Here is a 14,020-nt window from a genome sequence, read left to right on the forward strand (position 1 = left end):
ATGAATAACTCCAATGAGATTGCTAACTTTCAGCGTTACATTATTGATCAACTCAAAGCGGGTCGTATTACTAAAGAGCAAGCGGTTCAGGCGCTGGCCAAAACCGACGCCACCGGGGGCAGTATGCGTGAAGAGCAGTCCGGGCCGCCGGGCAGTACGCGTTATGTGCCGGTGTGGCGCGATGCGCCGCTTGGGCGCGCGCTCGATGTGGCTCAGGCTCACGAACAGCATTGCGTGGTGGTCGTAACGGAGCACGGTCATGAGCGGTTGGTGGATACCTTGAAAGCCCGCCTGGATCAACGCCTGCTGGCCCGGATGACGGTAGTGTCGGCTCCCGAAGAGGCGGCCGCCAAAGGCACGCTTGCCGACCAGATGAGCGGTTTGGCCAGTGCGATGATCCTCGACGTTTTCCTCAGTTTGAAGGCGCAGGTCACGGCCATTTTGCAGCATGGTAAAGGCCGGAAAAGCTCGGCGGATACGCTGCTCCAGGTGTTTTTTCTGAGGCCCGATAGTTACGCTGAAGACAAAGTAGCGCACGAATCTGTGTATGTCGGAGTGGAAGCGGCTATTTCAGCCATGCTGAAAACCCTGAATAAGGAGCACCCGAGCATTACCACTCAACTGGTGGCGCTTGATGAAGCCTCCTTGGGTCAGTTAAGCCAAAATAGCCTGGCCGAGGAACAGCACAGTCACGCGGCGTATGTGCGCTACCTCAAGAATGTCCGTTATGTTCAGGTGTTTGAAACGCTCAGTGACCGTTCTGATGGTGCGTCGTTGCAAAGCTTTATAAAAACCGATGCGAGTTATCTGATTATAGGTGGCGTAGGCGGTATTGGTTTGCACTTGGCAGATTACATTTTGCGCCAGGGGCAGCAGGCCCGCGTCGTATTGACCGGGCGCCGCAGTGAAGCCGATCTGCAAAGTAATACGCCGTACCTGCAATTGGTAAACACCTACGGAAAGTCCCGGGTTTCCTATCTCACGGCGAACGCGGCGAGCTACTCGGACCTCAAGTCGCTGTTGATCAAGGTCGTCGCCTCCCATCACCTCGAAGGGATTTTCCACTGCGCCGGCACGTTGAATGACAGTTTTCTGGTCAACAAAACCGTCGAGCAGTTTGAAAATACCCTGGAAGCCAAAGTCAGTGGCAGCCTCCATCTGATTCAGGCTGCAAACGACGTCAGTCAACAGACTGAAACGGGCTTTGACTTCATTCTATTTTGCTCCTCTTGTGCAGGCCAGTTAGGTTTTGTCGGCCAGATCGACTATGCGGCCGGCAATGGATTCATTGATGGTTTCAGCGACGCTCGAAACAAGGTCGGGCGTAACGGCTTTGATCGCCTGTTGTCGGTGAACTGGCCGCTCTGGGAAAACGCCGGTATGGGTGTTGACCAGCAGGCGCTGAAAGAACTCCACGTCGAGTACGGTCTGTTGCCGTTGCCGGTCGATGTGGCCCTCAATCACGTGAATACGTTGTTACTGGCCGCCGATACCCACCATGTTCTGGTGACCTATGGCGATCCGGTGAAAATTGATAGCCAGTACGTTAACGCTAAACCACAGCGGAACCTGCAAACCCCGGCGCTCAGTCAGCAAACGGCTCAAGCAGCCAGCGGGAAGGGCGCAGTGACATCGGTTGAGACTGCCTATGATCCATTGGTCGCTCACCTCAAACAGTTGATCTCCAGCGTCCTGAAGCTGGAGACAAGCAAACTCGACACCTTCGAGCCGTTGCAAAGCTACGGCCTCGACTCGTTTTCCATCATGCGGATCAATCAGGCGTTGAGTGAGCATTTCTCTCGACTGTCGAAAACGCTGCTGTACGAAGTGGAATCCATTCATGACCTGGCCACCACACTGAGCCAGTTGCAACCCGACGCGGTGCAGGCGTGGCTCGGCGCGGTTGCCCCGGCAGCGAGCCAACAGGCTCCGCAAGCCTCTGCCCGTCAGGACGCTCAGCCGCGTCCGGCAGTGCCCCGCGCAGTGGATGCGCAGGCCGGTGATGCGGTCGCCATTATTGGTATTAACGCGCAGTTTCCGGGAGCGGCGAATATCGAAGCGTTCTGGGAGCTGTTGCGCAACGGCGTGAACGCGGTGACCGAGATTCCTGAGTCGCGCTGGTCCCTGGAAGACTTCTATGCCACGGACAAAATCGAGGCCATCAGAGACGGTAAATCCTACTGCAAGCAAGGCGGGTTTCTTGAACAGGCTTATGATTTCGATGAGCAGTTTTTCAAGCTCTCACCACGAGAAATCCTCGCCATGGATCCGCAGGAGCGGCTGTTTATGCAGTCTTGCTGGCGTGCCCTGGAGGACTCTGGTTACACCAAAGATAAAATCAAGCAGCAGTATGACGGCGACGTTGGTGTCTACGTCGGCATTACCAAGACTGGCTTCAATCTCTACGGCCCGGCACTCTGGAATCAAGACGAACGCACGATTCCGACGACCTCGTTCAGTTCTGTCGCCAGCCGTATTTCTTATCTCTTCGACCTCAATGGGCCCAGCATGCCCATCGACACCATGTGTTCATCGTCGCTGGTGGCGATTCATGAGGCGGTCCATAGTCTCAAGGCTGGGCGTTGCCAGATGGCGATTGTCGGTGGCGTGAACCTGTATCTGCACCCCGCAAGCTATGTACAACTCTGTGCGTCCAGCATGCTGTCGCAAAAAGGTCAGTGCCACAGTTTTGGCGACCAGGCGGACGGCTTTGTACCGGGTGAAGGTGTCGCGACGCTTATTCTGAAGCCGCTTCGGCAGGCCCAGGCAGACGGCGACCGGATTTACGCAACAATCAAAGGCTCGGCGGTCAATCATGGTGGCGCCGCCAAAGGCTACACCGTGCCGAACCCCAAGGCGCAAACGGCGGTGATCGAGAAAGCCCTGAACAGCGCCAATATCACAGCGGGCGAACTCAGCTACATCGAGGCTCACGGCACCGGGACGGAACTCGGTGACCCCATCGAGTTGAACGCACTCAAAGCCTGTTTCTCAGGTAATGACCTGCCTGAGTCTTCCTGCGCGATTGGCTCGGTAAAAAGCAATATCGGCCACCTGGAAGCCGCCGCCGGTCTGGCCGGTGTGATCAAAGTGGTGCTGCAGATGCAGCACCGGGTCCTGGTACCCAGCCTGCACGCACAGACGATCAATCCTAACTTGGAGTTCGACCAGTCGCCGTTCTATTTGCAGCGGGAGCTGATCGAGTGGCCATCGCGCAACAACCGCAATCGTATCGCCGGTGTTTCGTCGTTCGGTGCGGCGGGGGTGAATGCCCACGTTATTCTGGAGGAGTACACAGCGCCGCAGGAACAGGTCGTTGGCGCACCTGTCGGGCAAGAACATGTCCAGGCGTTGGTTTTCCCTTTCTCTTCGAATACCGAACAAGGCCTGAAAAGAAACTGCCGTCGGTTCCTGGATTTCCTTCAGGCGCAAGCGCCTGAAGCCTCCACTGCAATGGATATTGCGACGTTTATTCGCGCCACGCTTCGGGGGCTGGATAACAATCTCTCGTTGAATCAGGTTGACGATTCAACCCCCTTGGTCGATGCCGGGCTCAAACCATTTGATTTCTATCGACTATTCGAGGCCGTCAACACCCGCTACGGGCTGAATCTGTCGATGCTCAATTGGCAAGGCAGCGTATCGATTGGGCGACTGGTGGCGGTTATTCAGGGCGGCGCTTCATCGTCGACCGTACCCGCGTTGCGTGACGTCGCGTTCACGCTGCAGACGTGTCGAAATGCCCATCAACATCGCGTCGCGATTTGTGCCAGGGATCTAGCCGGTTTTATCGAGCGTCTCCAGCGCTTCCTTGGCGAGGAAGACCCTCAGGTTAATGGTAGCGGCCTGTATGCCGGGGTGAAAACTCACCGGTTTGAAGAGCTTTCCAAGCAAAGAGCGCTGGCCCACGACCGCGTTCAGATTGCTTTTGCCCACCACGAGTCGGACGCCTTGGCGCAACTGTGGGTCAATGGCAGCTTTGAGCAGTGGGAAGGTTTGTACAGCGATGGGCTGCAACCGAAAAAATGCCGGATACCCGAGTATGCCTTTGCGGCCAACACCCATAGCTTCCTGGACAAAGTCGGTTCGAACGCAAGGGCTGTCAGACACCTGGATCAGCCATCAGAAGCAGGGAAGGTGAGCGCCGAAATCATCAGTCACGTGCCCGTTCGCCTTGAAGTGCCGGCCGTTGCCGGATTCATTCGAGAAAGACTGGCCCATGTACTCAAGATGGATGAGGCGTCGATCAACAATGAGGTGTCGTTTGTCGATTACGGTCTGGACTCCATTCTGGGCGTTGATTTAATCCATTCGCTTAATGAACAGTATCGTCTCGGTTTGAAAACCACGTGTATCTACGATTATCCGAATGTCGAGGCTCTATCCCGCCATGCCCATGGGCTGATTACGCCTGTGACGATCGTCGACTCGTCGACTCAATTCGCTCGGCCAGCGCCTCAGCTACTCAACGAGTTGCCTGCAACTGGCCAGGAACGCAACCAAAAGCCGATTGCAATTATCGGCATGAGTGGCCGTTTTGGCGGTGCCGATGATACCGAGGCGTTCTGGAACAATATCCGCGACGGCAAAGACAGCACCGAATCGGTGAATCGTTGGGACCTGGCGGACTACCTCAATCAGGAAAAGTATCGCGACGGTGTTTGCCAGCGCGGTGGATTCCTCAATGAAATTGATAAGTTCGATGCGATCTTCTTCAACATTTCCGGGGTTGAAGCCACGTATATGGACCCACAACAACGCCTTTTCCTCGAAGAGGCGTGGCATGCCCTGGAGGACAGTGGCTATGCAGGCAGTCGCCTGACCCCTGAAGTGAAAGATCAGTTCGGCATTTACGTCGGCGGCTGGACTGGCGACTACAACGAAGTGTTCGAGGCCAGTGAGGCACCGGCGCAAGCGCTGTGGGGCAACATGGGCTCGATGATTGCGTCGCGGATTGCCTATTACCTGGATTTCAAAGGGCCGGCGCTGACCATCGACACTGCGTGTTCAAGTTCGTTGGTGGCGATCCATCAGGCTTGTAAAGACCTGCGACTGGGGATCACCAATACGGCGATTGCGGGCGGTGTATTTGTACAGACGACGCCGCGCTTGTACGTGCAGGCGACACAAGCCGGGATGTTGTCGCCCACCGGGACGTGCTCGCCATTTGATGAAAACGCCGATGGTTTTGTCCCCGGCGAAGCGGTCGGGGCGATTATTCTTAAACGTTTGGACGATGCCTTGGCCGATGGCGACAACATTCGCGCGGTCATCTACGGTGACGGCATCAACCAGGACGGCAGAACCAACGGCATCACGGCCCCAAGCGCCGTCTCGCAAGAGAAGTTGCTGAAACGGGTGTACAAGGATTTCGGTATTACCGCTAACGACATCTCCATGGTGGAGGCCCACGGCACCGGCACCAACCTGGGCGACCCGATTGAGTTCAACGCACTCTGTGCAGCCTTCACCACGGACTCCGCGCACAAGAATTACTGCGCCTTGGGCTCGGTCAAAGCCAACATTGGCCACACCCAATTTGCCGCCGGTATCTCGAGTGTGATCAAGTCGGTGCTGGCACTGGAACACAGCACCATTCCGCCGCTGATTCACCACACCAAAGGCAACTCGCGAATTGATTTGGCCGGTAGCCCGTTTTATGTCGCGAAATCTTCACAACCGTGGCAAGCCAGAAATGGCCGGAGGCTGGCAACGATCAGTGCCTTCGGTGCCAGTGGCACCAATGCACACGTGGTGCTCGGTGATTTACCCCAGCCGGTACGGCACACGGCGGAGAAGTTTGGGCCGCAGTTGATTCTGCTGTCGGCGAACTCTGACCCACAGTTGGTCAAACTCCTGCAGAAACTGCGTGAGCACCTCGAGTCTGACGCGACGGTGTCGCTGACCAACATCGCTTACACCTTGGCCTGCGGGCGCAGGCACTTCGGCAAGCGCGTGGCGATTCTTAGCCGCTCGGTTTCTGAACTGGCCAATGCACTGGGCTCCCTGCTGTCAGCAGCCAAGCCGAGCATGCAAATCTTTACGCCGAGCGACCTGGGGCAGGGCAATGCCCAGGCTTTGCTGAAACAAGCGCACGTCTATATTGAAAACGGCCAGGTCAACGACGCTTCGTTCCAGGGCAGCATTTGTAGCCTGCCGGCAAGTCCGTTCAATTCCATGTCGTTCTGGGCGTCTTCGAAGGATAAAGCGCCGGCGAAACAGGCCTCCGTTGCACGTCCGAGTCCTCCCGCATCAGCCCCAAGAGCCACGGCGACAAGGTCAAAAGCCGCCAGCAAGTACTGTGAATTCACCCTGACGGTGGATGATTTCTTCATCGCGGATCATTTGGTTATGGGGCAGAAAGTCCTGCCCGGCGTGATGTATATCGAGCTGATGAAACGCAGTGTTTGCGCGGTGTATGGCGACAAGTTCAAGAATGCCTACCAAATAGCGCTGAACGATATTGCCTGGGTTCAGCCGATGGTCTTTACCGACGCCACGCCACGCTTACCGATTATTGTGGAAGTGACAGAGCGAGGCGACAACGCTGACCTGAAGGTGCTGAGCCGAGATAAAAAGCAGCTGTATGCCCAAGCCATCTGTGAGTTGTCGTCAGGTCAACAGGTGCTGGCAGAAGATCAGTCGTTCAGTCACCTGAAAGCACAGGGGATCCGGTTCGATGAGATTGACCTGAGCGCGGCAGGGCTGGCCCAGTATCGAAAAGTACCGGCAGCGCAATGCTATGACTTGTTGCGTCGCCATGGCATTACCCACAAGACCCGTTTGCAAGGTATCAAGGCCCTCTACTTTTCGCCCTCGACGGTCATCGCTCAATTGCAACTGCCGTCGATCCTGGCGAATAAACAGTCGCCTTTTTCGGTTCATCCCTGCCTTGCAGACTCTGCACTTCAGGCCATCTCGATTCTCGCTGTAGCGCGGGAAAAAGCCAAACAAACCAGGGATCAGGGTGGGGTGCAAACCCGGGTTCCTTTTGCAATAGACCGCTTTCAACAGTATCGGGAAATTCCACTCAACGCCTGGTCGGTTGGGCATGTGCTGAATGATGGCAAGAAAGAAATCTGGACCATTGTTATCTACGACGCGCAATCCAATGTCTGTGCGGTGCTGGATGGTTATCGCCAACGGATACTGTCCGGTGTGCCGCGATTGTCTGAAGCTTAAACAGGTCCTGGTGTTTGGGTGCTATTGACTGTTACCTCTGGGTAGAAGGTTTGATATGAGCAATGCCGTGCATAACATTTATGCCGTTAATCGTTGGCGGCCAATAGCGGGCAGCCCGTCGTTGGTGACCGATGAAAGCGTTCTGGTTATTATTCCAGTCACTTCTGCGGCGGGTGTGTCGCCAAACAGGCAGAGATTATTGTCGTTGGTTGGCGGTCAGGCTCACTGCAGCTTTACTGCGCTGGATACGCTGGAACGTATGACCGCGACACTGGCGGACTACATCCCGGGAACGATTAAAAGTATCCTCTGGATCGGCGGTAGCCTTGATGTCTCTGTGCACGCAGAGGATCAAGGTTTACAGTATGGTATCGAAGAAAAAATCTTCTTCAGGTTCTTCAAGGCGTTGCTGGAATTAAAGGCTGATGAAGTCAGGTTGTCGATCACGGTCGTCACCAAGAACAACTTCAATGTCAACAACGAAGGCACTAACACAGCGGTCAACGCCGGGTTGCACGGGTTGGTCGGTGCCGCTGCGAAAGAATACAGCCATTGGACGATAAGCTTGCTTGATGTCGATGACGCCTTTGTGGCGCGTGCGACCTCAAACCCCTCGCTGGTGCGCTCGTCGCAAGGTATTGAAAAAAGAAAAGTCAAAGGACAGACGTATTGCTGCCGCGACGATCAATGGTATGCCGAGCACCTGGAGGTGTTGCCGGTTGAAAACGGCAGTGGGCCGGTCAAGCCGATCTACCGTGACAACGGGGTGTATCTGATCATCGGTGGTGCCGGTGGCTTGGGCCAGGCCTGGACCGAAAGTCTTTTGCAACGGCACGATAGCCAAGTCATTTGGGCAGGTCGAAAAGCCATTAATGATGAAATCCGTCATTCATTGCGTGCCATGGAGAGACTCGGTCGTGCTCCCCTGTACGTATCGGTTGATGCCACCCAGCCACACCAAATGGAGCAATTACGACACACCATCCTCCGTCAATATGGCCGGCTGGACGGCATTATTCATTCGGCAATCGTCCTGGAGGACAAGACGGTTGCCAATATGTCTGAAACAACCTTTAGTTCGGCCCTTGCTGCGAAAGTGGATATTTGCCGAAACATCGAAAATTACTTTGCCGATCTAGACCTCGACTTCATCGCCTTCTATTCCTCGATCCAGAGCTTTGCTCGCCAGGCCGGGCAGAGTAATTACGCTGCGGGGTGCACCTTTAAAGACAGTTTTGCCCATTACTTGCAGGCCAAGTGCGCAACTACCCATGTCAGAACCATGAACTGGGGGTATTGGGGAACCGTCGGCATTGTCAGTGATGCGTCGTATCAAAAGGTGCTGGAAAAAAGCGGGATGGCGTCAATCAACCCGACCATCGGCATGTTGGCCTTTGAGGCGTTGATGGCAGGGGATCATTTACAGGCCAGTTTTATCGCTGCCTACGATCCAGAAAAAATAACATTGATAGATAAGGTGACACTTCATCAGAACACTACAGAATTTGGTTTTGTGCAATCAACAACTCAGTTAAATAACAATGTAGTGGAGGGCTGTATGATGGAATATGTGTATCGGAATGAACACTATATGGCCCTAAGGGAGGAAGGCGTTTTTTACCTGGAGGACATGGACAGCTACCTTTGCCGGATCGTCGCTGCCGATCTTGAAACCTTGGGCGTGTTTTCCGGTACTGAGTTTTCCGTTGAAAACGTGCTTCGCAAGACCGATATTCGCGCAGGTTTTTCGCGCTGGTTGACGGAGACCCTGATGAGCCTTGTGCGCCAGGGCTACCTTCGTCACGACGCTGGTCAATTCAGCAAAACGGCAGAGTTTCCTGAGAGCGATGCCAGCGCAGCCTGGCTCTCCTGGAACACCGCAAAAGTTGAATGGCTGCTGGATGATAATAAATCCGCTCAAGTCAAACTGGTTGAAGCCCTGCTGATCCATACCAAGGAGATACTGACCGGGAAAATAAAGGCCACCGACATCATGTTCCCTGACTCTTCGATGCGCATGGTCGAGGGTATCTATAAAAACAACCGCGTTGCTGACTACTTCAACCTGGTGCTTTCGAGGACGGTGGTTGACGAAATCAACACGCTGCTGGCCGCTGACCCTCAGCGGAAAATTCGCATTCTGGAAGTGGGCGCTGGCACCGGCGGTACAACCGCCGTGTTACTCAAGCACCTGGCGCCGTTTCACGCCAACATCGCAGAGTACTGCTACACCGACCTTTCGAAGTCGTTTCTGTTTCATGCCCAGCGGGAATACGGGCCAGGCAATCCATTCTTGCGCTACGAGATTTTCAACGTAGAAAAGTCGGTCGATGACCAACCACTGCAGCGTGATTACTACGATATTGCAGTTGCCACCAACGTGTTACACGCCACCAGTGACATTGCCGCCTCGATTCGCCGGGTCTGGGAAGTTTTGAAAGATCAGGGCTCATTGATCGTCAACGAGCTCAGCCGCAATACCTTGTTCAACCACCTCACGTTTGGTTTCCTCGACGGTTGGTGGTTGTACAACGACGATCACATCAGGGTGCCGGGCTCTCCGGTTCTGGAGCCTGCCACGTGGCACAACACCGCCCTGCAAGTGGGTTACGGCTCTACGCAGTTCCCCGCCGAGCTGGCCCACGACATGGGGCAGTTCGTGATGTTGATGCGTGCGCAAAAGCACGCCGCGTCCCTTGCCCCCAAGGTCGTTGAGTCCGGATCCAGTCATTCATCAGGGAACGAATCCTCCATGCTTACCCCGTCAAATACCCCTTCGGCTGTCAACGTTGCAATGTTGAAAGCCAAGAGCCAGGCGTTTTTCACTGATCTGATCGCCGACGTCGTTCAGCTTCCTGTCGATGAAATCGCGCTGGACCTCTCCCTCGAAAAACTGGGATTCGATTCTATCCTGGTCGTCACCCTCACCAATAAACTGCGTGAGCATTTCGAGCAGGTCAGCAGTTCCCTGCTGTTTGATATTGATAGCGTCGAAGGCATCATCGATTACTTTATCGAGCAAGATAAACAGGCCTTGGCGGCGTTGCTGGGTATTGATTTCAGCGATGCACAACCACCTAGTGCTGCCCCGGTTGCCGTTGCTTCTCACACCCAGGCCCCTGCCAGCGCACCTGCGGTTACTCAGTTTGACGTGATCGACTTGGGCGCATTCTCCCTTCAAGAGGTTGACGCCCCGTCGGCGTCACTGCCTCAGGTGTCTGATTTCCAGGAAACCTACCCTGAACCCCGTCGTTCCGGCGATATCGCGATCATCGGTCTGAATGGTACTTACCCTGGCTCGCGGACCCTGGACGAGTTCTGGGAAAACCTGTCGCAAGGTCGTGACCTGGTGACCTCAGTGCCCAAGGCAAGGTGGGAGCAAACCGGCTTTAATCGGGTCGAAAATCCGGAAAATTTCAAGGGCGGCTTTATTGACGGCTTTGACCAGTTCGACGCGGAGTTCTTCGACTTCAGTGAAACCGATGCGCTGCTGACAGATCCTCAGGAACGCAAATTCCTCGAATGTGCCTTCTCGGTGCTGGAAGATGCGGGCTACACCAAAGAGTCCCTGGCCGAAAGTGACATGACCACCGGTGTCTATGTCGGCGCGATGTACCAGGAGTATCAGCTGCACAGCGAAACGGCTAAAGGTCTGTACGAAGGGCAGGCCATCTCCAACAGCTTTGCCTCCATTGCCAACCGTGTTTCCTACATCCTGAACCTGGAAGGCCCTAGCGTCGCCATAGACAGCATGTGTTCGTCATCGCTGTCCGCCGTGCACCTGGCGTGCTCTGCGTTGAAGCTTGGGGAGATTGATTACGCGATTGCCGGCGGGGTCAATCTGACCTTGCATCCCAACAAATATGGTGTGCTGAAACAGGGCGGCGACCTTTCGCAGACCGGTAAATGTGCGAGCTTTTCCGAGAGTGCAGACGGCTATGTACCGGGAGAAGGTGTTGGTGCGGTCTTTTTGAAACGCTACGAGGATGCGCTGCGCGATGGCGACCACATCTATGGGGTGATTACCGGGTCGCTGATCGTTCACGCAGGCAAGACCAATGGGTATACCGTTCCAAGCCCGAAAGCTCACAGTAAGCTGATCTCAAAAGTGGTCCAACAGGCCGGCATTCGTTCTGCGGACATTTCGTACATTGAAGCGCACGGTACGGGCACCCATCTGGGCGACGCCATCGAAATTCATGGGCTGAGGCAGGCGTTTTCCATCGATCAAGACTCGGCACAACAAGGTAAGTTCTGCTCGGTAGGCTCGGTGAAATCGAATATCGGTCATTGCGAAAGTGCCGCAGGCATGGCCGGTTTGACCAAGATTCTGCTGCAACTGAAATACCAGCAAATCGTCCCTTCGCTCCACTCGAAGAAAATTAATAAAAACCTGCAGATCGAAAAAACCTCCTTCTCGATCCCCCAGTTGCTGTCCCATTGGCGTCTGCCGAATAAAGAGGTCAAAAAGCGGATTGCCGGCCTGTCGTCCTTTGGCGCGGGCGGTGCGAATGCGCACTTCATCATCGAAGAGCACGAGGAAGTGTCGAATCAGGTCAATTACACGATGGATTACCCGGAACTGATCGTGTTGTCCGCAAAATCAAAGGAGGCGCTACACCAGAGAGCTGCGCAGTTGCTGGGCTACATCCACTACAACGCTCAGCAAAACACCTCCCTGAACAACCAGCCACGATACTGGTTGGGCAACATTGCCTATACGCTGCAAACCGGCCGCACTCAAATGCCGTACCGCCTGAGCTTCCTGGCGGACTCCATCGAGCACCTTGAAGACAACCTCGATGCATTCCTGAATGATAAAAAAGGCAAATCCCCGCTGCATGTCTGCTATGCCAGCGAGATGGACGCCACAGCGAAGCTGTTGTACGAGGATAACTCCCTTGAGCTGATTCTTTCTGAATGGCTGAAGCAAGGTAAATACCAGAACATCGTCGCGCTCTGGGCCAAAGGGGTGGTGATTAACTGGGGCGGCCTGCTGGGGAAAAGAGGGCAACGTATCAGCCTGCCGACCTACCCGTTCTCACAAAACCGTCATTGGTTGCCGATGGGCAACCACACGGCCGGCGTGTCTCAAAAAGTCGAGGCAGCTTCTGTGCAGCAGCGGGTGAAAACCGTAGCCGCTATGGTTGAACCGGTCGTTGAAAAAGTCGCAGGGAAGATTGTTCAGAAAACCGTTGAGCCGGTGGTTGGCAAGCCGTTCATTACGGCACCGGTGGCGGTCGAAAAAGTCACCGCCGAACCGAAGTCGTTGTTTATTCATCGCTGGAACAAGGTGGACGTGAGCCCACATCCGAAACCGGCGCAGGCAGATACGAAAATCTGTGTCGTTGGCCTGGACACCCTGGACTACTTCCAGCGAGATCTGGAGACCTGCGGCCTCGATGCCGGCTCTTCAGAATGGCAGCAAGTCCTGCCGAACGGCTTTGCCCAGTCCTTCGCTGATCTGGCCAAGTCCGTCTCACGTCAACTGGCGAAGAAGGTCAAAGCCTGGCTGGCGGACAGCACTCAGCCTTTGCACCTGCAAATCATCATGCCGTTCGATCGCCAGTATCAACTCTATGCAGCATTGACCGGGGCGTTGGAACAGCACGTGCTGGGTGCTGCCAATGTCAAACTGACGATTATTTACTGTGAAGCCTTGTGCTCGTTTGCCAACATTTCGACGCTGATCAACCGTGCAGCAGACACACAGACTCACATCGCTGAATACCTGTGTGCCCACGACAGTATCTATGCCGGCAGCGTGCAGAAAGTCAGCCAGCCGGAATCAGGCTCGTTACTCAATGACAACTGTGTCTATGTCCTGGCAAACGGCTTGAATGAGGTGGGCCAAAGTGTGATTCGTGCGATTGATGATGAAACCAGCGGATGCCATATCGCAATCCTGGGTGACGCGCTTTCAGCGCCAGACATCGATGAGCAAATCGGGTTACTTCAGAACAGCCTGGACAATACCAAAGTCGGCTACTACGCGGCTGAACTTGACGATAGAAAGTCCGTGTTCAATGCACTGTTGCTGATAAAAGACCAACTGGGCGATATCCAGGGTGTGCATTACATTGTTCCGGCCGATGACAAGGTTCAGCAGCATAAGGAACCGTTGAAAGACAAGGCGCTTATTCGTCATCTCGCGGCACTGATTAACCTAGATGAGGCGACCTACTCATTTGACTCCCAGCTGCAATCGTTCTCCATCGTCATGACCGTCGAGGAACACGACAGTAAACAGCTCAACACCCTGGCAAAAACCTTTGGTCGTTATCGCGCGGCGTTGCAGGGTACGGGTTACCGCGAAGGCAAGACCGTAGCGCTGGAAGTGGAGGGCAACGCGGCCAATGACATTGCCACTGCATTTATTCACGCCCTGGACAAAAACCATTCGGATGAGCAATTCGCGTTCATCTGGAAGGCCGCAACTCTCGCTGACAATACGCCAGTCATTCAACCGCAGGTAACCGTGGAACCTCCCGTTGCATCGCCTGCGCCACTGGCAGCGGTCGCGCAAAAACAGCCGGCCTATTCGTTTGATGGCGCCAGTGACGAGTTGCAGGCAACGGTTTCCTGGTTGGTTTCGATCTCCTCGGAGTTGCTGGACAAGGAGTCAGCTTCGTTTAGTCCTGTAGCAACGTTTACTGAAAACGGCTACGAGTCGATCAGCATTGTTGGGTTGTGTGAGTTGATCAACAGCCGTCTGGGGCTGGCGATCTCTGTGGTGGTGTTTTTCGAGCACGACACCATTCAGTCGTTGGCACAGTACCTGGTGGCTGAGCACGGCGACCAGATTGAAGAAGTGTTAGAAACCGACGTGGAGGGCTGA

General features: G+C 54.8%; 2 protein-coding genes. Both read left to right on the top strand.

Annotated features, from left to right (window positions below):
• Positions 1 to 7,182 carry a type I polyketide synthase gene (locus QRN50_RS03185; protein WP_096127256.1) on the top strand — a complete coding sequence of 2,394 codons (7,182 nt, stop codon included), beginning with the start codon at positions 1 to 3 and terminating at the stop codon, positions 7,180 to 7,182.
• A gap of 55 nt (positions 7,183 to 7,237) precedes the next feature.
• Positions 7,238 to 14,020 (top strand): SDR family NAD(P)-dependent oxidoreductase, encoded by a 6,783-nt coding sequence (locus QRN50_RS03190; protein WP_096127257.1) that lies wholly within the window; start codon positions 7,238 to 7,240, stop codon positions 14,018 to 14,020.

It is taken from the genome of Pseudomonas sp. MEJ108, assembly GCF_030208985.1.
GTDB classification, from domain to species: domain Bacteria; phylum Pseudomonadota; class Gammaproteobacteria; order Pseudomonadales; family Pseudomonadaceae; genus Aquipseudomonas; species Aquipseudomonas fragariae.